This window comes from Pseudoalteromonas rubra (assembly GCF_005886805.2).
Classification (GTDB): Bacteria; Pseudomonadota; Gammaproteobacteria; order Enterobacterales; family Alteromonadaceae; genus Pseudoalteromonas; species Pseudoalteromonas rubra_D.
Window position 1 is genome coordinate 913,765 of the sequence record NZ_CP045429.1, and the last position, 23,178, is coordinate 936,942.

Sequence of the window (23,178 nt, forward strand, 5' to 3'; positions counted from 1 at the left end):
TGGGAAATAACAACAATGAAAAAAGTCGTTTTAATCACGGGAGGCAGCCGAGGGATCGGTGCGGCTAGCGCCAAGTTGCTTGCCGGACAGGGTTATCAGGTAGCCGTTAATTATAAATCTAACCATGCGGCTGCTGAACAGGTGGTTGCGCAGATCCGCGCACAAGGGGGCATTGCGGATAGCTTTGCCGCTGATATTTGCGAAGAGGCACAGGTGGTTCAGCTATGCGAAGACATCAAATCACAATTGGGGCCTATCTCACATCTGGTCAATAATGCCGGAGTGCTGGCTACTCAAATACGCGTGGAAGACATGACAGCTGAACGCATTAATCAGATGTTGTGCACCAATGTAACGCCCTACTTTATCTGCGCCAGAGAGGTGCTTAAGCAGATCCGTGCATATCATCAGGCGGACATGTGTGCCATCGTGAATGTGTCATCGGCGGCTTCCTATCTTGGAGCCGCAAATGAGTACGTAGACTATGCGGCAGCCAAAGGCGCCATTGACAGCTTCACGCGCGGCTTATCTCTGGAGCTCGCGTCAGACGGGATCCGTGTGAATTGTGTCCGTCCGGGATGTATCTATACCGATATTCATGCCGATGGTGGTGAACCAGGCAGAGTCGACAGGCTGGCTTCATACTTGCCACTGCAACGAGGTGGTAAACCCGAAGAGGTGGCCAGTGCCATCGCCTGGTTGCTCAGTGATCAGGCAAGCTATGCGACAGGTACCTTTATTGATTTAGCTGGTGGGAAATAGCTTAAAGAGATAGCCGATGGAAGCGAGCAACATAATAAATGAGATAATAACGGGATAAAATGAATGCGTACAGTGTGCTTCTGGTGTTGCTTGATGTGTCTGGCTCTGTTGATTCTGAGCTTTTCGTTGTTGTTCAATTATTGGAAGCAAGAAGCACTTCATGACAAACGCATCATCGCCTTGTGCCAACTGATCAATGTCGCTGATGTACTAAAGCAACGTACCGACAAACTGGAGTTATTAAAAAGGCCAGACTGGCAAAGTGATATATACCCGCAAATTAAGCAGGGCGAATGCCGAGAGCGAGTCGTGCTTTTGAATGGTGCCATGATCGATATCTTTGGGAACAGTTACCTGATAGCCAAAGACGGAGAAAAGCTGATGGTACTATCTGATTTGAGCGCGTACAGCGATGAAATATTGATGAAACATTTTGTTGTGGCGCTCAAGCTATAGGTTGCCAGTGGGAAGGTTTTTGTGGTGCGGAACTGCTTCAGTCACTCTGTAACTAACTTGGCTTCTGTGAGGGCTGAACAGGTCCTGGCGCGAGTAAGGATTGCCTGGTTACTAGGCTGTTTTGTTACCGGCACGTTTATCCGTTGGGCAAAGTAAATATTTATATTGTTCATTTGTTATCTGTCATGTCTTTCTGTTCGTGAAATTTAATTCATTATTAATCATTTGTTCATTTTCCTGCTTTAGGTATAATCATCGTCTGAATTTTGTTCAGAGAGATTGTCTTTTGTTTCTTTAAGGTAAATAAAATCAGTCAGGGATTTTGAAAATATGAAAACAATAATACAAATAATAAGCTTGTTATTTCTGTTTTCCTCACTGGCACAGGCGAGTGTTGCACAGTCGCCCAGTGTCTATGAGGATAGCTCGGGAAATATCTATATTCAGTCGCCTAAGCAGTTTGTCTTAATTGCCGGTGAAATAGACGTGCCTTTATACGTCTACCCCACAATGGGGTTACTCAAACTGAGATACAGTAACGGTCAGTGGACCCGTGAAATACTCTATGAATCACAGTTTAGAGCCATAGAATCTCAGCTTCAGCTTAGCGCCTCGCTAACAGAGCGCCTGCGCTGGCAAGACATAGATGGTGACGGTACCAGAGATTATGTCCTTTTCACCGATGCGTCTTCTCATCATGATGCGAGTCTCATTTCGATTGGCACCAAGTCGGGCGCGATCCGTGCACTTAAGCTGCCGTCGGGTACCAATTTAGCTAATAATTATCAACTTATTGATGTCAATGGTGACGGTCGATTGGATGTGAAGTCCGGCTCAGAAGTTTTCCTGGCATCGGCAAATGGCACTTTCTTATACACCGGACAAGGCGCAGTAGAGCCAGCCAGCAAAATAGATACCACTGCGGGCAACTTTAGGGTTGATGAGACGGGTCAGGCAACCTACTCAATACCTGTGGCTTTACCTAAGGGCCCTGGTGGCATCAAGCCGTCGGTTTCTATCTCTTATAGCTCTGCTGCGGGCGTCGGTAATGCCGGGTATGGATGGAATGTCGCAGCTGCTTCTGCCATTACCCGATGTACAAAAAACATTGCAACAGACGGTAAGCAACAAGCGGTCAGAATGCAAAAGAGCGACGGATATTGTTTAGATGGTAATCGTCTGATCCTGGTCAGTGGCACTTATGGTGCGGCAAACAGCACCTATCGCACTGAGCTGTCTAACTTTATGACCATTAAAGCAATCGGTACAGATAGCAGTAACACCGGACCCAAAGGCTTTGTTGTTGAATCCAAAGATGGCGATACAAAATACTACGGCGACACGTCGTTAAGCAGTGACAGTGATGCGTTTGTCAAACCGGCTGGCAGTTCAGCGAAAGGGGCACACACCTGGGCGCTGAAACAAGTCAGTGATATTTTCGGCAATAAAATTACCTATCACTACACCACCAATACGAGCCTTGGCTACCACCTGTTGAACTATATTGCTTATGGAAAAGTAAAAGTTAACTTTGATTACACTGACCGTAATACCCGCCAATATGGTTACGCCTATGGGGGTAAGGTGGCGAATGTAAAACGCATCTCGGGAATTGAGGTTACACGCGGCGGTGAGGCATACCGTTATTACAATATCAATGGTGATGGTAGTAAGCATGACTATATTGACAGCATTCAGGAATGTACCTCAATCAGTGCTGATAAGTCATGTAAGTATGCACTTACGTTTGATTATAAAAAAGACACCAGCGATGTTGGGTTTGCTGTCGCTGCAAACCAAACTTCAGGAATAAGAACAACGACCTTACTGACGGATTTTAACGGCGATGGTCGCTCGGACTTCTTATATACCAATAGTACGGGCAAAGTACTGAGCGTTAAGATCGCAGGTCATGATACAGATGTGATCACCTCAAACCTGAAGTCGGTTAATGATTTTAAACTGACGGATGTGAACGGTGACGGTTATACCGATATCATCTATGCACAAACGTCGGGCTCGACAACCAAGTGGTATGCAAAGGCCTATCAGCCTGCTACGCAAACGGTGTCGGATATGATCTGTGATGATGGTGTGCAGCCTTACGGTGCAGATCTGATGCATGCTGATTATTTAGAGCAAGTACAGTCAGCAGATAGCGTACGTACCGAAGCGTTTTCTCAGCCAGCCAGCCTGAGCGCTACGCAATTGCAAGGCAGAGGGATTTGTTATCCAAATGAGTATGTTGAACGACTCTCGTTTAGCTCGGCTGTGGCACTGGCGCCTGGGTATTCAAGTTCTACTATGTTCGTCGATATTGACGGTGATGGCTTGTCTGACTGGTTATCCAGCTATGGCAGAAAGCTGGCCTATCGTAAGAACATAGAATCTAATAACGCACTGGGCCGGGACTACGGCGCACTTGATTATTTCTATGAGTTTAGCACTGCAGACTTTTCTCCAGATAGGAGTAGCCAGGGGTGTAACTCGTCTTATTCAATAGAGCGTAAATTCACCAAAAGTGCGGATATTAACGCAGATGGTGTGTCCGACTTTATTGTTAGACTGAAAACGACTTACAGTCCACGCTATCAAGGAGTACCTGGGTGCTCTACAACTGCCTACAAAGACAAACTATTACTGAGTAAAGGCACGGATGAGTATAGCAAGTTCGAGTATGACTTCAGTGGTGTGGAAGACATTCGGTTTGCTGACTTAAATGGTGATGGCCTGTCTGATCTGGTATTTGCTAAAAACAATGGCTGGCAGTATCGCCTGGGTACCGGCAATGCGGCAGCACCGTTACAATCGGCAAAAAGTTTGTCGATACTCTCTGAAAAAATGGGCACTGAGAGTTACCGGGGCAACGTTCACTTTGCTGATGTAAACCAGGATAATATTGCTGATATTATCGCGCTTAATCATGCTCGAGTAGTAGATCGTGAGGGGTATTGCCGCTGGGTAGGCGATGGCCAGCCCCATGGTATTGAGCCTGAAGTACCTGCGTTAGCAGAGGAAGTGGCAACCACGTCATGGCGTAATTGTGACACGGGCTATATCTGGGTTGACACGACCTACACTGATGGGATGCAGGCGACGGTCTGGACAGGGAAAACAACCAGCGCCACCAGTATTGGCTACACGGAAATCAAACTGGGTGGTGAATTAAAAGGCACTGGTCATACGCTTAAAATTGGTGACATAGATGGTGATGGCCTGGTTGATGTGTTGCGCAGTAGTACTGCTGCGACGTCCAATGCAACTTTTGCGCATTATCGTAATACGATGCTGAGCGCCAGTGTTGCCTCACATAAGCTGACTAAAATCACCACGGGTTTCGGTGTTGAAACGGATATTAACTATAAGAAGATATCAGACGACGCGGTGTACACCCATTTACCGGCGTTTAATACCTTAGGTAAGGTAAATGCGAACTTCTTCTCACCAAAATTTGGTATGTGGCTGGTGAGTAGTGTTTATTCGGACTCTAATGGCAGTGGCTCATCGGCCCAGCAAGTGGGTGTTAAATACAAATACTCAGGGTTTAAGATTGATAAACTGGGTCGAGGGCCTCAGGGTTTCTATGAAATAGAAACTACCGATCCGCAAACGAACATCAAAACGACGACGCGCTATCATCAGAGCTGGCCACTGACGGGCAAGCCTCAGTTCACCAAGTCTTATGCCGGCGATCATCTGATCACGCATGCAACCTCTACCTGGAATCAGCATACCGATAAGCTGGGGTCATTATTCGTTTATCTTCGCCACAGTGATGAAAAAGGCTGGCAGGTAGGCTCCGATGGCACCCGTCGTCCCATCAAGCGGATTATGGTCACCAACAGCTATGACTCAGGACTGACTGACAAGTGGGGTAACCTGACCAGTAATACGACGGCGACCTATATGCCAACTGGCAGTGGTCAGGATAGCTGGACTGTGGCGCACATCACCAGTTCAACTAACGCCTATTATACGGGTGCGGACTATCTGAGACATGGGCGCTTAAAGTCAAGCTCGGTGAGACAGCTGCAATATGCTAAGCAGGGTCTGGCTTATTCCAATCTGACCCGTAAAACCGAGTTTACTTACTACGATAACTTGATGCTGCAAAGCGAAACGGTTGCCCCAGAATGCTCTGACAGCGTGACTAGCCGCAATGATGTGAATCACTGTGATGCCAGTAACAAGTACACGAAAACACTGCATTACGATGCGTTTGGTAATGTGAAGCAAACTGATGTCACCGCGGGCTCAGAGACGCGTTCTACGTATACTCAGTATGATAGTACGGGTGAGCTGATTGTCAGAAAGACGAATGCGCTAAACCAGGCAGTCACGTTTTTATATAATGGTGTGAGCAACCCGGATGGGCGCATTGTTTCTGTGACGGAAACCAGCCCCAATGGCTTGTCAAAAACACAGCTTCTGAACCAGTGGGGAGAAGTGGTAGAGATTCACTTTGCGGATGGTAATTATCAGAAGAGTGAAACCTTATCGTGTGGCAGCAGCTCGCTGTGCTCATCAGTGAACGGACGCTACTATACTAAATCCACTCAGCCAGGTGTGGCTGCGCAGTATCAGGTATTTGATATATATGGCCGCAATGTGCGCAATACCAAAGCACTGGTCGATGGGAGTGTGGCGTACGAGGATATCACCTACGATAAGCACAACAACCCGATCACCAAGACATTGCCTTATAAATTGGGAGAGACTAAGTACACGACGCGTTTTGATTTTGACAGCTACAATCGTCTGGAAAAAACGACGCTACCTAGTGGCAAAGTGACAAGCGTTCAGTATCTGGGTCATTTAACCCGTACCACGGATGTGGGTGGCAGTAATGATAACTACAGCGCAACCAGTTACAAACGCGATGAAATGCAGGATGTGCAGGGCCGTACATTGTATAAGACAGATCCTTATACGGGCTCTAATCCGGATATTGTGAACCGTGTTAAATTTAACTACAACGCGTTAGGTAACGCAGTGAGCACAACCAATGCGGTTTATAATAGTAGCTCAGGACAGTTCAAAAACACTGTAACCACAACTCACTACGACCGTTATGGCAGAAAAATTAAGGTAGAAGATCCCAGCCGAGGAACCTGGAAACAGTATTACAACGGTTTCGGAGAGGTTGTGAAAGAGGTGAACGGCCGCTCTGAAACAAAAGAGACCTTCTATAATAAGTTGGGTCAGGTATCACGCACCGTTCAGCTGGATAAAACCGTATCTGGTCGTTCCTTGGTCAGCTGTAATGTGTATGGCAACAGCAAATCTGCGCGTAACATAGGTAAACTGACAGACGCTTATCAGTTCCGTGTGACAGGCTCAGCGGCAAGCTGCGAAAACTTAATTGCCAATAATACGGCAAGCATCAGCAAGCATTACACTTTTGATGATTTAGGTCGTCCTGAAAGCAGTGTGACTAAAAATGCTGGTGGTGAGTTTAAGTCTGTTTCCAGCTATAACAGCCTGGGTCAGGTTAGCCAGGTGGCGCTGCCAAATGGCATGTTTGTGAAGTCGTATTACACAAATGGTCAGTTGCGCAGTAACTATGATGCCGCCACGAATAAGTTGTTGAGCAAAATTGAGCGTGTTGATGCACAGGGACGGGTGACGCAGCAGACGTTTGCTGGCGGGGTATCCCGGACCCAGTCGTTTGAAAAAGACAGTGCCTTTATTGACTCAATTTCTATTTCAAATGCTACTCAGACGCTGTATACGGTGAATTATAAGCATGATATCCGTGGCACTACGCGTCATCGTATCAGTCAGTATTATGAGCCGGGCGTGGGTAACGATTCGTTCAAATTTACCGAGTCATTTGGCTATGAAAATAACGGCCTGCAGCGCCTGGAAACCCGTACGGTAAGCCATGCCAGCACCCGTTATGGTGTGTCATTGCGCCTGGCGAATCAAACCTATAGCTATGATGCATATGGCAATATCAAAACCAATACCAATGTCGGGACTTACCACTATACGAATACCAATAACCCGTATCAGCTGACGTCTGTTTCCGGGGCAAGTGGTAAGCGCAGCTACAGTATGTCGTATGACAGCCATGGCAACATTGTTAACGATGGTCAGCGCCGTTTTTACTACACCCAGTTTGATAAGCCTTATAAAATCTCCAAAGACAGTAATACCTATACTGAATTCCGCTATGATGAGGCGGGTAACCGCTATTACCGTAAAGACGTACAACTGGTGAATGGCAGTTCACAAACAAAACAGGTGTACTACGTTGATAAGGTCTATGAGCTGATCAAGCAGACTGGGGGTAAAGACAGCAGTGGCAGTACTTTGCCATCGCAAATTGAGCATCGCTGGTATGCCGGTGGTGTGGTTATCAGTCAGGTTGAGGGTCAGGCACAAAAAACCCAGGTTGCACACAGCGATATGCTGGGCTCAACCGTACTGGTGACCAATGACAGCGGCAGTGCGATTGCACAGTACATTTACGACCCCTGGGGTAAACAGCAGCGGGTGTATGCGGCCTCTGAAATGGGCAGCAGTTTGTTACCACTGACACAGATGCGCGCCTTTACCGGGCACGAGCAGGTAGACCAGCTCGAGGTCATACATATGAACGGGCGTATCTACGATGCTAATCTGGGTCGATTCTTACAGGCGGATCCGTTTGTTCAGTTTCCGGATTTAACGCAAAGCCATAACCGTTACAGCTATGTGCTGAATAACCCATTGACTTACAACGACCCGAGCGGTTACTTCCTGAAGAAGTTAATGAAGATCACGGGACTGAGCTCATTACTTAAAGCCATTGCGAAGATCCCAATTCTGGATGCGGCGGTCAGTATTGCATTGGGGATATATGCGCCCTGGGCATTGCCGTTATATCAGGGACTAAAAACCTATGCGGTAACGGGCAGTTTCGGTGCAGCACTGAAGGCATATGTTATCTCCAGCGTGACAATAGGCGTTTCTGAAGTGATAGGTACTGCCCTGCCATTTGAGACGGGAGGGCTCACTTCTTTGGCCAATGTGGCTTCCCATGCCATGGTTGGCGGGATCACGTCAGTTCTGCAAGGGGGTAAATTTGGTCATGGTTTTGTCAGCTCGATGGTGTCGGCGAGTATGAAAGGGTTTATGAATCCTAAGACCACGAACTTTGGCAATGCCTACACCCGGACTATCATTGCTGGGCTCGTTGGAGGTACGGTCTCTGAACTCACGGGTGGTAAGTTCGCTAATGGCGCGGTCACCTCAGCGATGCAGTGGTGGTACAACGCTGAAGGAGGAAGTGCGGTTAAATATGGAAGCCGGGAACGTCCTTTGGGTTATAAAGCAGAAGGGTTTGTTAGCAGGATGGGTAAGGATGGCAAGTATTACTGGGTAGACCCACTTTCAAAACCTGCAAGTTTCTCGGAGAGTTATCTGCCTTCACAAACTGGTGAAGATATGAAGAGTTACAATGAAACAACCAATGAAGAATGGGCTTCTGCTGTTGGCGTCGCTGCACTGGTTGTAGGTGCTCCTGGGACTATGACGGCTATGTTAAGTTCGACATTCTTGTCATTTATCGCGTATGGCTTAGTGCCTAATACCCAAAATGCAATCGGTATGCTGTTAGGCCCTGTAGGCAAATCATACCAGTATATATATAAACCATTAGGTCAGACAATGGACAATATTGGTGTAGTTAATGGAGTGCATGGTACAGGCGTTATTCAGGGTATGACAAATTATGTCGAAAAGCCTCCCGGAGAATGATGGCCGGACAATCGCTTCTGCTATTGCTTTGGCGTGTCTGTTCTTTTTACCTTTGATAGCGGCTACAAAAGCCGCTATCGAAACCTATTTATTCTTATTGGTCGGAATTGTTGTACTGGCAGTTTGGAAAAGGTTAAGGGTATTGATTTTGGAGGACAGCACCTTAAAGTTGGCACTTACGGCTAACTACCTCCTAGCATTGGTAATATGCTCATTTAGTATTTTTTATGAGTACCATATTCCAATGTTACTAGGGGTGGGCATATATATGTTTGCTTTCAAAAGTAAGCTTATTGGTTTAAGTGACAAACTCAGCAGTGATACTTAACATTTAGTGTTGAATACAAGAATTATAGGCTCATACTCAAAGTATAGAGTGAGCCTGTCTCTTTATTTTGCATCTATCTAAAAATGCTCCTGTTAACAGGGGCATTTTTTATATCAGAGTGATGCGTTAGTCACGCTGCATTTGTGTCACAGGCTGAGAACCTGTGTGGTAACGGGGAGTTTTGGTGCTGCCTCCAGGTTTATGTTATTTTCAGCGCTACGATTAGGGTTTCCAAAGCTTACAAGTGGCGTCCCGCCTATTGAATCACAACAGGGGGGTAGTTTTTACGCTAAAACTTTGCCGCTTTAAACATAACCCGGCGAGCATATCGGGTTATTTAGCTGCTGAGTACTATAAGCCTGTCTATTGGGTGGGCTTATAATACGACATGAGCATCCACCCTAAACTGGCACTTGAATGAAAGCGCATAGCTTGTACGCCAGTTTGGGTAGATGTCCATGTGGTGATTACACAACTTTAGCTAGAATTCCGCTGAGTGCGGCTGTCCTTGTATCACTCTCCACTTGAGGAGAAATTAGTTCAGCCAAGAGCGCCGGCTTCAAAATGGAAAAGTCGAATACAGTCACTGTTTTCAGCTGGGTATTTGATGCCATGCTTTTCTATACTTTTAGCACGCTTTCCTAGCATATCTGAAATAGAGTCGAATTCTTTGTAGAGTTCGTCAGCATTACTGTTTATGTAGTAAACACCTTCATCGTGCTGTGTATAGAATAAGAAGCAATCAAGCTCTTCATCAAAATCGAAGGCAAATACAGCTTCAGCTAAGTCAGGTCTGTCGTATTCTTCCAGCCATTCTCTCAACTCCTTCATTGCATGCAGATGTGAGGACATACTATTGTGTATGGCTGGTATTGGAGGTAGTGCTCCCCCTTGGTTTATACCCATTGTATAGAGAAAAAGAAGAAGCTCTCCTTTCGCTTCAATATTATATAACGCTTCGATTTTGGCTATCTCCTGCATACTGTACCCTTTCAGTCGGGCTATGCCTGGAAAGACCTGTGTATGATTCATCAAATTCAGAAAGTCTGAGACTTGCTTTTCAGTAGGCGCGTTTTTTATGGCTAGCAGCTGCTCAGGCACAACTTCCCGGTAGCGGGTGCAACGTTTGGTGGGATGAAATCTTGATTTATCTGCAGCACAACGTTTGTCCAGGTATGTGAAGAAATCCCAGCCGGAATCCCGAACACTTTTACTAGCTTTATTATATATGTACACGTGCTGATTGTTATGCTCACAGTCAAAATAAAAATATTCTGCATCACAGATTTCCAACAGGTAGATTCCAGCTTGCGGAATTGAGTGGTTGTCACTCAACTCCTCAAAAAGGAACTCAGACAGGTTGTTTACTTCCATGAAACTCTGTCTAGGGTGAAAGTGGAGCAAAGTGTCCGAGTCTAACAATCCGCCATCTTCCAATCCCATGACAGAAAGAAACGTAATAAACTGTGTATATCTATTTAATGAAACAGGGCCGCACGTCAGGAGCTTTTCAATATCACTAGCTGAAAAGCCAATACACCTAGCCTGCGCTGGGTCTCTGGGACCCAGCAGTTTATTTAGTAACACTTTAGATTCATTCATTTATTACTTTTTCTCTCTAAATACATCATCGTACATAGTGATATCTGCCCCAGCCATCTTATTTGCGAAATCTGCTTTACTATAGTTACAAGACTGACACATCCCAGGGTTAGTTTCGCTGGTATGCGACCGCTCACTTTTTATCAAATATCTGCTGCTCAGTGAGCTGGTATTTTTGTTGCACCTGCTCGATACAGCGCTGGGTATCATGTGTAACGGGGCGGGGGGCTTCTTGCATTGCCATAAGCCTAAACAAACTGGCAAACTTGTCACAGGCTACGGATTTATCTGTCGCTTGTTCATTGCTCAACGAGATATCCAGATACGCGCTGGGCTTATTCACATAAACACCCGGTGTACCAGCATAGGTGCGCGATACATTGGCTGAATACTTTGCGCTGGTGAAGGTATCAACCCCTTGCTGATGCGCAATGACGGCGCTGCGTAATAACGCAAACTCAATCGCCTGCTCTAGCGTCACGCTGCCATTGCCTGAATAATGTACCCGGTAAGTGTACTCATTGATTTGCTTTTCAGAGTAACCGCCACGGATCCCCATAGACTGGTAAGAAACGGTGCTGCACCCAACGGCAGTCAATGTTAAACACGCTAAACCTAAATTTTTTAACAACTTCATTATGTTACTTCTCTTTTCTAAATAATGGGCAAATCAATTGACTCGCCCGGTTCCTTTTTACGCTTGTAGCGCGGTTTCTTCATCAAAGCCCTGCGCACGTATGCGGGTGAGGAGCTGACTGAGTAGCTCGTCTTCAACGAGGGCGACTGGCGCATCTGGCTGCAGCTGTGTGACATTGCCAAATCCGGGGTGGCTGAAATCCGGGTTAGACAGACCATGCTGAGCACGTAGTGCCAATAACATCAGTGCGGCGTAGGGGGTGAACCCCCAGTTCATATTGTTAAACTCAAAAAAGTCCTTGCTGGGCGGCGCGGACACCTGCGTCACCTGATCGTCGCATAAGCGAGTCAGATGGGTTGTCAGGCGGTCAAAATCCTCCGTATTCCAGTCCGCAACAATATCGGCATAGGCAAACCCATCCACTATCGGGGTCATGGATTTGCTACCGTTGGCGGCATCAAACAGCAAAATCATGCAATCCCCGATATGACTTTTTGAGCGGTTAACCCAGTGCCTGGCATAGCCCACTTCAAATAGTCTGAAGATATGGCTGGCATGTTTAGGCTGTTGCAGGATCACCGCCATGGCCAGGTAGAATACGCTGTCTGGCGCTACGCCTCCATCATGTTCCCGGTCAAACCTGGTTACAAAACGCTGTTGCGTAAAGTAGGAGATAATACATTTCAAGTAGGCATATCCCAGACTGTGCGCCAGCATCTCTGTACAGAGTTTATTTTGCTCAATTAACGCCGTTTGCGCCGACATTTCGTAATAGTCAATTGGAATGCCTAGCTCTGATGTAAACTCCTCCCAGGGTAAAAATGGCAAACGTTCATTCTCCTGCACAATAAAGTCAAACTCTATATGCCCTTTATCTATATATCTTTGAATATCATTTTGATTCTCCTCAAATACACTTTGGTATTTCTGAGGGTTTTTTATCGCCCTTTTACGTTTACGCAAAAATTTACCTAATTCTTTTGGATTACTATTCATATTTATTACCCTGCTGGAACCATGACACTGACGCAACCCCGGTTTGGCCTGGCTTAGCTTAGGTACCTTTACTTTGACCAGAATGGGTTTCATTTTATAGCCTTTGCTTCGCAGAAACTGCAGTTTTTCCGCATAAGCTTTGGCTTTAAAACAGAAAGAAAAACCGAAAAGAAGAAAAACCGAAGACATATATGGACGCTCCAGCGATGTCAAGCCGAGTAGGCCTGCGGGGTAGCGAGTTTTCGTTATCCCGTTTGTTATGTTACCTGTGTTGCCATGCCTGATGCTTGGTCCAGTCCGCTATAAATGTGTTGCTCTGACATATATCCGGACTTGACTGGTTATCCAGCGCCCCTAATGAGTTCCGAGCCTGCACACCCTAAAATTAATACACCCACTCGGTCTGTAACGACCGTGCCTTTGTCGGGTTTAGCGCAGGCAGGGTTGGACCTTTTTTCATCGTACTTTGGCAAACAGATAAGCGGTTGTCAGTGGCTCACTACACCCACACGGGTTCAGTGACCCTTGTCCATGCCGAGCTTAACTGACAACCTAACCCTAGATGCATTGTGTCGCCCCCGATTGTGTATATTGCGGCTGATAAGGTTCATTCTTCTGTAGTAATATCCACATCAACCTGGCCAGCCGGTGGGCAGTTGCCACAATTGTTTTATTGACACCAACACGCTCTCGCAAAGCGGTAACCCAGCGATTTAAATCATCGTCTTTTTTATGTGCATGTGTGACCACAGTACGAGCACCGTGGATTAATTGCTTGCGCAGATACCTGTCCCCTCGCTTGGTGATATGGCTCAGAACGCTTTTATCGGCGGAAGCATATTGTCTGGGCGTGAGCCCTAACCAGACACCGAACTCTTTGGCATTATTAAATGCCTGGCCTTTATCTATGCTGGCACTAAAAGCAGACGCGATGATTGGGCCTACACCTGGCAGGGATTGCATGATTTCAGCAGCCGGACTGCGTTGGTTTGCACCTCGAAACAAAGAATCGAGCTGTCTTAACTGGCGTTCAAAGGCTCTCAACTCGGCGCAAGTTTCGTGTATAAGCAACAAAATGACCGGTTGCAGTTGTTGGTCGAGTAAGGTCTGAATGTGATTGTAAAAAGCGCGATAACTTTTAGGTGTTTCAATGCCAAATTCAAGCAGGAAACTGCGGGTCTGATTCAGGCATGCGGTACGCGCCTTCATTAACCTTTCCCTCATCCGGTGCAGTAATAAGACGGCTTGCTGTGATTCTGATTTCACAGGCACAAAGCGAATGTAAGGTCGCTGACTAGCTTCATAAATGGCAAGGCAATCATTTTTATCGTTTTTATTTCCTCTGACAATAGGGAAAACGTGTTGCGCACGCACCAGATGTGCTTTATGACCTGCTTTGATACACATTCTTCCCCAGTAGTGGGCGCAGCCACAGGCCACCATGACGACTCTACAAGGTGGTATATTCTGAATGGTTTCTTTTAGCTTCTGACGGTTCACCCGTCGAGAAAAGCAGGGCTTGCCGTGCTTATCCACAGCAAGTAATTGGAAAACGTTTTTAGCCAGGTCTATAGATAATGTGCTAACTTGATTCACGATGGATGCTCCTGTTAACTGTAAATATCACTCTCAGTTTGGCGCATTGACGCCGATTTAGGAGCGTCCATCTCATCACCCACCTTAAACTATAGTGGTGCACTTCAATCTAGAACATCATGTACGCTAGTTTAGTGGTGGGTGTCTTCTTTAATTCTCCCGCCTCTTTGGAGTGGATGTCCATACAACCCAGGCACTTAATTAACGAAAAAGCCAGCAAATAAGCTGGCTTTCGAATCGCGGGTAAGCTGTTTAAGCAGTGTAGTCAAAGGACGATGTATCTGCGGATGTAGGCACGGTATAACCGGGCAAGGTTTCTCCCGGGAATAAGACATCCCAGACACAGCACTTGACCAGCAACTTGAGCATTTCAGGGTGGTACTTATCAAAGTACTCATCAAACTTATCTTGATCCATGAACTCCTTACCCAAACCAAAATATTCAACCCAGAAAAGGACACTGGCGGATTGCACGCCCATATCAGGCTCGCGCTGTGCTTCATGTGGGACGCAGTCAGTGTTAAAGCTATAACAATTCAGGCGCCACCAATACTCAGTACTCTCCTGATAAGCACTAACCAACGTCTCCTTCGCATCGACAACTCTAAAACGACCTCCTTGAATATCAAACGCCTGAAGATGGTCATTTATCGCCTCCTGCATCATGCCAATTGGTGTTTCTTCACAATCGCCTGGCACATAGTAGTCTATAAAAGCCGAGACCACCCACTCCAGAATTTCATGTTGCTTCGATTCACGCATTTTCTTAACCTTTTTAATTTGGATTAACGCCTTTATCACTAGGGTACATTGTATTTATATACCATACACCATTATTGTCCTTCTTGTATCTGACAACCACTTTAGTCAAGTTGCTGACCTTTTGCATCTGACCATTTACCTTTTTATAGCCATGACCCATGCTCTTGCCTGCATCAAAAGAAATAGCAATTACGCTCTGCGCATCCTTATTTAAAGCCAACGCTTGCTGAAATAAATCACCAGTAGGCGCCGCCTTTTGTAGAGATTCTTTCAGTGCCTCGTCAGATCCAAACTTTGAAGACAATTGTGGCGGCCTCTGAGTTCTAGAATTATCTGGCGCTACACCTGTACTCGCTCTGTGCTTCAGGTGCTCATCGGTAACATGAGGACCATGTCTTTCAACCGTGTGTGCACTTGCATTATGCTTAAGAAGACTCCACTCAGCAGGCGTGTATTTATCTCTTGGTATGACACTTTTTTTAAGGGTATCGTGGCCTCTAATTCCACTATCACTGTAACCACCAGGAGCCGTTTGATCCGGGTTGTTGTAGTTTGCCGGTGCATAGCCTGCAACTTTAAACTCAACCTTGCGCTCGATTGAATCAATCACTTGATCCAACTGCATTGACAACTCAGCACCAATTTTGGTCTTGTTTGCCAGCTTCTTAATTGCCTTAAACACCTGCTCTGGCGCTTGCCCCAGCACCACATCACCGAGCAGGGTAAAGCCTAACTCCATGATCAGCTCATTGCGAGCTGCTGCCTGTTGACCCGCAGGCAAGTTTTTGACCCTGTTCAGTCGCTGGCCAATGGCAATCACCTTTCTGGCAGCTTCTATCGCGTCATAAGCTTTCCAAAGCAGATAAGCCCCTTGCAAAACAAACCAGAAACCGTTGTTTTCGGCCGCATTCGCCCCTGCATTAGCAGCGATATTAACTTCACCACCGGCAATAAAGGCCGCCAGACCTGCGCCCAGCTTAGCAAGGTCAACCCCTTCGGACTGTAACTGCATTAGCTTGGCTTTACTGTAGTCGAGGTTACCCAAGACCATCAGGTTATCTTCCAGCGTCTGCATTTGCGCAGGAGTCAGACTGTTTATGTCATCAACCCCTTCTACACCCAATAATTGCTGGAGTTTTTTATCTTTGTCTTTAAGCTCTTTTTCTAAGTCGGAGTAACCACTGATTTCTTTGTGTGCATCAGCAACCAACTCACCCACTACGGCACCACCAGCGCCACTGCTACAACCCAGCCCTTTGTCGCTGTTACTGGCTGCTGCGGTAAGTGTACCCGTTAAGCACCCGACGCCAGCATGTGCCAGATAACGCGTAACCTGGTTAATTTTTGGTGGATCAGAGTGAACTGCATCACCAATCTCTGACGCAAGTTGTTTACCCAGTTCAGCAATGGCATAAGAGGTCAGGTTACCGAGGATTTGGCCTTTGAAATCACCTAAATCGCCACCATCGATAATGGTAGAAATAGCGGCGCTCGCTGTGGCATTTAACAGTGCCTGAGAAGCCTGATTTGCAATGCTAATTGCTGTCTGACTCTGCTCAGCAACATTAGTTAAATTAGCGCTGTTGAAAAATTCGAGGCTTTTGAAAGTTTCGCTATTAAGCACACCTGCTGTAACCATCGACGTCGCAAGTGCACGAAGGTTGTCAGACTCAAGCATAGACTTGATGGTACCGTCGATCCCCTTACCACTTGCTAAACCAGTTGCAGCCTGAGTGGCAAGCGTCACAGCCCCCGCCTGCATTGCAGCTTGTGAAACTAGCCCATTAAAAGCAGGGCCAATGGCATTTGCACCACTGCCAATCCATCCTGCGCCAGCTGGACCCATGGCAACGGAAACGGCAATCGCAATAACAGCCATGGCTGCCGGACTCAAGTTACTGGTTTTTTCATGCTTATGAATTTTCAGTAACTCGGTTGAAACGATTTTTAGATTGTTATTAAAACGGTTGTCGTCATAAAGATCAGCCATCCACTCAAGATTTTCTTTCCCTCTGAAATCTGAGATGACATCTTCAACAAGTTCTCCATCATACTGACCTAACTCGAGCGTAATACCGTGGGAAGCATGTACTTTAACCCCACCGATCACCTCATTGTAAATGGCAGTATCGACCTGATCTTGCTTAGTTTCCGTCTTTATCTTCCAGGTGCTTTTTCTCACCTTGTTGTAAAAGTAATGATCCTGCTCTTTGGCAAGTAAAAGATTAACACGACCGTTGTAGGCATTGATCTCTGTGCCGCTTTCTGAGGTAAGCTTGGTTGCCTGTAGCGTTACATCACCATAATCCGAGGCAATCAGTATTCCCTTGCCAGCTTGTAAAGCCGAACGAATGGCAGCCGTCTGAAGAACTTGTTCCTGTTCTGTTGTCTTGCCCCATTTGACATTACTCGACTTTTCAATTTTATTAAACTCGTTGGAGATAAAGATCCCCTGGCCCGCAAGGAGTTCGATAACGCCTTCATCTGCATACAGCTCTGCGGCTTTAAGCTCGATACCGCCCGATGCCATCAGGTAAATACTGTCTTTGGCAGAGAGCTTAGTCGTCAGGTGTTTAATTTCAGAAGTGGACTGTGAATACTCGCCAACGGGTTTATTGTTCACATAGCTGGTTTGCTGCGAAATTAATCGAATATTACCGTCGGCACGCAGCCCGATGGTGTTGCCTGTTATTGTCCCGCCCTGAACAAGGATGTCACCCATACTGTGGATACGGATATTGTCACCATTAACCGATGCAATCTGGCCAAATCGGGAGCCGCGCTCATAGCGATTAGAAAAGCGGTGTACCAGGGTTTTTTGGATATACTGCCCGGCAATAATATCGACATTTTGTTGCGCCGTCAGACTGCCGGATAGGTTTCTTAGGGTGCCTCCAACAAACAGGTTCAGGTCGCCGTCAGACGCCACTTCTGCACCCGGGTTAACCGTTAGATCGCGCGCCGTTCGCAAATAGGTATTTTTGCCGGTGCGCAGAGTACCGCTATTAACGGTGATATCTCTGAAGTTGACATCGCTACCGGTAAACTCAACCATGTGTCCGTTTACGGACCGTGTTTTCAACGTGTTGGCACTGAGGTGCACAACTGGCGACAGTACCTGTTCTCCATTGATTACTCTTAACTCTGGCCAGATAAAGTCTTTACCAAAACTGTCATACACAGATTTGGAGATCTTCTCACCAAAGGTAACACTGGCTTTGCCAGCCAGTTCATAAGCATTTTGATACAGCTGAATTATCTGAGCTGTTTCGTCAGCATAAGATGGCGAGATCATGTTCCGGTCCAGCTCAGCATAAATTTGTGAGCGGATCAGGCGTGCCTGAACGAAGCGATCACCAATTTGTTTTGCCAGCGGGTAATGCGGAAAGATAAACCTGATGTCCTCATGCATTATTGGAATGTATTGCGGTGCAGGCAGCGCTTGTTTTCTGTTGTTTAGCAAGGTCTCATGAAAGCCAGCGATGGTTTGAGCTGACTTAGCGCGTGTTTGCTCGACAATATGTTCTGATTTAGCATATTGCGTTTGGCTACTGCCTGTGATTTTTGTGAATGCAGGCTCGCTATTAAGAAAATGCGTCGTATCCATTTTATCAAACGCATTATAAGCATATGCCAGGGTTGGCAAACTCATCTGCCCCAGCAGCATAAAAATGTTTAAATAAGCGATGGCTTTCTTATAAAAGGGCACAGGCTTGTCAGTTAATTTGTTTTTTTTCATTGTCAATTCCATTTACTTCCCAGCCATCAAATTAGCCACTGTCACCAGGGTCGATTTGGAAACCATACGAATAAAAGGTTTGTCAAAATCATCTAGTTCATCATCAATCGAGATTTCATACTTGTAGCTTATGGTGATTTTTTTACCTGCTTCACTGACTACAGCATTTTGATATGAAAAGTTTTGTGTGGTGCAGCGGTAGCGACGATTAGAACAACGATAATCTTCTGCGCCTGTGGTATTTTGTCGGTATCGTGCGTAAGCTGTCGCAGCGTCGGTAATTTGCTGGAAGGTGTAGCCTGTGTTTTCAAAGTCGGCCGTCGAGGTTGCGCCAACCACGGTGCTTAATGGAACCGTTACTGAGGAGTATTGACAGTCTTCAGTTTTGGTCAGGCCATGATCTTGATCGCGGAATCCGTCACATTTATAGAGGTTTACTTTTACCCACTTATCATCGATGACTCTGGGCCATGAGTATCCCTCATACGTGTCTTTATCAACGTATTTTACATACCTTTGGAAATACTCTTTGATTTTGGCATTTATGGTCGCATCCAGTGAGTCAGAGTCTGTTTTGGTCAGGTCGCTTTGAGTTGCGATATTGGGGTTAATACCGTAAACACTGCCATGAATGGCCAGCAAGGTTTCACCTTCTACAGCGGTTGTAACAGACACTCCGCCACAGTTACCAAAGGCAGTACACTGTTTGATTGCATAAAAGTCTTCTTTTGCAATTGTTTTCCCTAGTTTGATACCGATTGATTCCAAATCAAGCTTTTGGAATCGGGCGTTGTCGAACAATTCAACATAAGAAAACGCATTAACAAAACGACGCCGGGTTGAGGGGGGGGCCTTGCTGCCGATCTCAAACTCTCCAAAGCTGACTATCCGCCCTGGGGGAGAGTAGGCAGCCACTTTTGTTCCGATACCTTGCTCTACCGTATCTTGGCTACCTTTGTTGTTTTCGGTATAAGCATAACGAGAGATGATGTAAGCCGTTGTCTCCAGGCGGTAGCGCTCATTGAATATCAATGGTGTATCAATGTGAAACAAGCCTTGTTGATTCAGGCGCAAGATGGCTGAGGTGTTGCGAATGTACTTGCTCGCTTTGAGCTCCATCTTCGACTCTGCCGCAATCGATACTTGCTCAGATTGTGTCGTGTTGACACTGATGCCTTGACTCCAATCAACTCCCGTTGGCTCTTCGATATGATAAGGGTTGATGTTTTCTATGGCTTTGGCGACGATTTTTATCGTATTTGCATGGATTTTTGCACTGAAGCGGCTTTGTGTTACTCCAGCAGTACCATAAGTGGTGTAAGGGCCGTGTTTAAGGCTATTGATGTTAATTGAGGGCGCTGCAAGAGATTGCTTTGTCGGTCTGTGTAGTTTATGAGTGCGTGAGCCATTGGTGAACACGCCATCTTTCAAATCCAGGCTTAAATTGCCTGCCTGAATCACACCACCAAATGAATTGTACACATCCCCTTCTGTTTCTGCGGTGATATTCACCCCATTGAGTGTACCGGAGTTGATAAGGCGATCCGTAGAAACTTTGATATTGTCCGCATCAATATAGCCCTGATTCAACAGGTATCCGTCTGCGAAGTGCTTAACTGTTTGAGCAATAACCCGGGCGCTCGAATATACAATCGTATTACCTATTGTTTTTGTGGTAATAATACGATCGCTATAAAGCTTGCCATAGATTTTTAATGCCGCGCTTTCATGTTCAGCTATCTGAATAAACACCCCTTCTGCCGGGGCATGGAAGTGGCCTTGTCGCGTGCTTGTAGAGAGCGCGTCGGACATAGTATTGAATTCAGTACCAGATGGAATCGTCACAGGTTGCGCTGCAACGATTCCAATGCTCGCCGCTTTAAAGATACCGCCAGGTTGGTAAGTGGTGGTTTTGTTGCTCGCGCTCAGAACATCCAGATCTTGATATTTGATGGTCAACAGGCCCGGATACAGGTTAACCCCGCCAGAACCGAGTACATATCCGCCATTTTCAGCGAAAATAAACCCACCCTGAGGGTGACGCTGTGCGCGCAGGTTAAGATCGATAGTACCCGAGGTGCTGATCAGATCGGCCATCACTTCAAGTGAGTGGGCGCCGGGAGCGCTGAGGCCATTGATGGTAACGCGCCCGGATGCTCTGGTTGTTATATTATCGCGACTGGAGCTGCTGCCATATCCATAAGTGCCGTTCACAAGTGTGATGCGTTCAACATTTTCGAATGAACAGCTAGTACAAGTGATTGTTCCGTATGCAGAAACAAACATAATATTGACGGGTTTACCCACCACCGAAATTTTCTCTCTGAGGGAAAAGTAGCGAGACTTGATAACCAGTGTCTTAATCTGGCTGGTGTTTGCAAGTTTAATGAGGAGCGGTTTGTTCGTGACTTCAAAGCGCTCAAATGCAAGTTGCACTGTTTCTGAATCGCTGTTTATCACTAGAAAGTCGCTGCTTGCACTGACATGACTGGATACAGAAAAAGCCGATGTTTTCGTGAATTGGAACCCTGCCACCTGCTCAGTTGTTGCGTTCGCATTAAAAGCACAGTGCCACAGTAAGCATGTGAATAATAATTTCCATAGGAAGGCTGATTTATTAATGATCATCCCTGTCTCTTTTGTTTTTTAACTATTGGGTGCTGTATTTTCACATGGTTTTATTAAGGGTACAATGTTGACGTTAAAGAAATTATGGGTGGTGTGACAAAGTAAAATGCTTTTACTTTGTTGATAAATGCTAAATAGTCTTGTGGTTTAATTGAAATACAAATTTTTGGTTTTAGTAGGGCAGATTGCAATGAGTCGAGCTTACTTTATTCACTATTTCATAGGCTTTATGAGAGCCAACTGTTGCAAAGCTGCTGGAGTTAGTGAGACCCCAGTTGCTTAAAATAATAGCTGGTTGCGTGCATGGCACCTTGTGAATCACTGACAAAATGCGGGATTTCACCACTTTTGGTAAACCCGACAGCCTGATAAAACAGTTCTGATTTATCGCCGCTTTGTGTATCCAGCACCAAGAGCGTCATACCGAGTTGATTGGCATATGTCTCAAGATATTGCATCAGTGCTTGGGCAATCCCCTGACGTTGATAATCCGGGTGAACCAGTAACTTTTCCACCTCACCTCGGTGTCTACCATTTTGTTTTTTACAAGGAATGAGTTGTACCGAGGCAACTAAATGTTGCTCCAGATAAGCTGCCAGTATGACGCGTGTATTCTGCCCAAGTTCTGTATTTACCTGTGACCAGTAGTTGGTCATTTGTGCGTCAGAGGTGGGGTGGTAAAACCCCAATGATGCGCCCTGAGCGATACACGCTTGCAGTTGAGATGCAAGCATTTGCTGTTGTAACGGGGTGAGCTCGGCGAGGGGTTCAATTATGAGTGGCATAGCCACACTCCTTTATGGTTGCTAACTCTTCACAGATCTGGTTTAACTGAGATTCCAGACGCTGTTTTTGTTCTAAAAGCTGCGCATAGTGCGACTGATTTTGGGGCTGTTTGCTTCGCAGTGCAGCATAGAGTGTTCGCTGTGACAAGGCAAACTGGCTGGCTGCTTCGTGAATGGTCAGCTGCTGACTCTGCACCATATGAACAGCTCGTTGGACACTGGGGTGGGCGGGGGAAAGTTTAGTCGCCATGTCAACGCTCCAAACTGTGATTGAACAATGAGTCACAGGGTGGCCATACACTGTAGTCTATCCGCCAGATGAGGGTGAGTGTGTCTAACCAGGATTTCATTTCATATGCTCCTATTACGCGTGTTTACACAGGAGTAAGAAAGTTACATGCCAAAATTTAAAGTTGTTATAAATTAATAGGTTGAATTTTTCATTAGTGTGTAAAGTGCCAAGTGTGCACCGAAAAAGCGCACACGCTTCCCTTTATGGCGCAAGCTCTATCGAACACTCACAAAGCGACTTTTGCCGTTGTACAAGCCACCATAGTGCGAAGTGATAGTGACGAGTTATCCTGATACGAACACAGCATGGCGTCCTGGGGCGGGGTTTGTCTTTCGGTGTACTTTGCGAGTTGTTCTTGCGTGGGTCAGGCTGTTCGGTTCGTGAGAGAATAGACGCTGTTTGTTTCTACAATGGGTGTGCTATGATGTGCGCTTGCTAATACAGCAACCCTAAAAATCAGAACAAGGAAATCATAGATGAAAAAGATAATAACAACGTTAGCGTTATCAGTTGCAAGTTTATCTGCCCAGGCATATGACTGTTGGGGAAAAGTTAAAACGGTCGATATAACTCCTGCCGGATCGGTTTATCTGAGTGTCACGGGCTTAGGCGAAGCGAATTATGTATGTAACGTCACACAAAAATCAGGCTCATTTACACCAGAAGCGTGCCGTGTCATCTTTAGTCAAATGTTGGCGGCGAGCATGGCTGATAAAACAGTCACTCTGTGGTTTAAGAATGGTGAATTTAATAGCTGTACTGCCACAAACTGGAGTAGCTTTCACAGACACGGGCTTTATCATTTACGTGTAAATCAGTAATCCCCTGATCGTTGCCCGGAGCGTGCGCTAA

General features: G+C 46.1%; 14 protein-coding genes. 5 read left to right on the top strand and 9 right to left on the bottom strand.

Annotated elements, in window-relative coordinates; genetic code table 11:
• The first annotated feature begins 15 nt into the window (after nucleotides 1-15).
• From CWC22_RS04030 to CWC22_RS04045, 4 genes are all read left to right on the top strand, one after another.
• The gene (locus CWC22_RS04030) at nucleotides 16-762 is read left to right on the top strand and encodes an SDR family oxidoreductase (protein WP_138539658.1); all 747 of its coding nucleotides are present in this window, start codon (nucleotides 16-18) and stop codon (nucleotides 760-762) included.
• A 63-nt stretch (nucleotides 763-825) separates the two neighbouring features.
• Nucleotides 826-1,218 carry a hypothetical protein gene (locus CWC22_RS04035; protein WP_125557919.1) on the top strand — a complete coding sequence of 131 codons (393 nt, stop codon included), beginning with the start codon at nucleotides 826-828 and terminating at the stop codon, nucleotides 1,216-1,218.
• Nucleotides 1,219-1,548: 330 nt separating this feature from the next.
• Nucleotides 1,549-8,961: an FG-GAP-like repeat-containing protein gene (locus tag CWC22_RS04040; protein ID WP_138539657.1), complete on the top strand. Its 7,413-nt coding sequence runs from the start codon at nucleotides 1,549-1,551 to the stop codon at nucleotides 8,959-8,961.
• Nucleotides 8,936-9,289 carry a hypothetical protein gene (locus tag CWC22_RS04045; RefSeq protein ID WP_138539656.1) on the top strand — a complete coding sequence of 118 codons (354 nt, stop codon included), beginning with the start codon at nucleotides 8,936-8,938 and terminating at the stop codon, nucleotides 9,287-9,289. The genes CWC22_RS04040 and CWC22_RS04045 overlap by 26 nt, the downstream gene beginning before the upstream one ends.
• A gap of 540 nt (nucleotides 9,290-9,829) precedes the next feature.
• On the opposite strand, the gene CWC22_RS04050 is transcribed toward CWC22_RS04045, so the two are convergent.
• From CWC22_RS04050 to CWC22_RS04090, 9 genes are all read right to left on the bottom strand, one after another.
• On the bottom strand, nucleotides 9,830-10,891 hold the full coding sequence (locus CWC22_RS04050; RefSeq protein WP_138539655.1) for a hypothetical protein: 1,062 nt from the start codon (nucleotides 10,889-10,891) through the stop codon (nucleotides 9,830-9,832).
• Nucleotides 10,892-11,024: 133 nt separating this feature from the next.
• Nucleotides 11,025-11,528, bottom strand: a complete 504-nt coding sequence (locus CWC22_RS04055; RefSeq protein WP_138539654.1) for a CC0125/CC1285 family lipoprotein — start codon at nucleotides 11,526-11,528, stop codon at nucleotides 11,025-11,027.
• 57 nt (nucleotides 11,529-11,585) lie between these two features.
• Nucleotides 11,586-12,524: a hypothetical protein gene (locus CWC22_RS04060; RefSeq protein WP_138539653.1), complete on the bottom strand. Its 939-nt coding sequence runs from the start codon at nucleotides 12,522-12,524 to the stop codon at nucleotides 11,586-11,588.
• 558 nt (nucleotides 12,525-13,082) lie between these two features.
• Complete coding sequence (locus tag CWC22_RS04065; protein ID WP_138539652.1) at nucleotides 13,083-14,120, bottom strand: IS110 family transposase; 1,038 nt, start codon at nucleotides 14,118-14,120, stop codon at nucleotides 13,083-13,085.
• 252 nt (nucleotides 14,121-14,372) lie between these two features.
• Nucleotides 14,373-14,882, bottom strand: a complete 510-nt coding sequence (locus CWC22_RS04070; protein WP_138539651.1) for a hypothetical protein — start codon at nucleotides 14,880-14,882, stop codon at nucleotides 14,373-14,375.
• Between the two features lie 13 nt (nucleotides 14,883-14,895).
• Nucleotides 14,896-18,621, bottom strand: coding sequence for a DUF637 domain-containing protein (locus CWC22_RS04075; RefSeq protein WP_171045149.1), 3,726 nt, complete (start codon nucleotides 18,619-18,621; stop codon nucleotides 14,896-14,898).
• A 12-nt stretch (nucleotides 18,622-18,633) separates the two neighbouring features.
• The gene (locus CWC22_RS04080) at nucleotides 18,634-21,249 is read right to left on the bottom strand and encodes a hypothetical protein (protein ID WP_138539649.1); all 2,616 of its coding nucleotides are present in this window, start codon (nucleotides 21,247-21,249) and stop codon (nucleotides 18,634-18,636) included.
• A gap of 260 nt (nucleotides 21,250-21,509) precedes the next feature.
• Nucleotides 21,510-22,034, bottom strand: coding sequence for a GNAT family N-acetyltransferase (locus CWC22_RS04085; RefSeq protein WP_138539648.1), 525 nt, complete (start codon nucleotides 22,032-22,034; stop codon nucleotides 21,510-21,512).
• Nucleotides 22,018-22,284 carry a helix-turn-helix domain-containing protein gene (locus CWC22_RS04090; protein ID WP_138539647.1) on the bottom strand — a complete coding sequence of 89 codons (267 nt, stop codon included), beginning with the start codon at nucleotides 22,282-22,284 and terminating at the stop codon, nucleotides 22,018-22,020. Before CWC22_RS04090 ends, CWC22_RS04085 begins: the two co-directional genes overlap by 17 nt.
• Before the next feature lie 518 nt (nucleotides 22,285-22,802).
• Here CWC22_RS04090 and CWC22_RS04095 point away from each other — a divergent pair.
• Nucleotides 22,803-23,147, top strand: coding sequence for a hypothetical protein (locus CWC22_RS04095; protein ID WP_138539646.1), 345 nt, complete (start codon nucleotides 22,803-22,805; stop codon nucleotides 23,145-23,147).
• Nucleotides 23,148-23,178 lie beyond the last annotated feature (31 nt).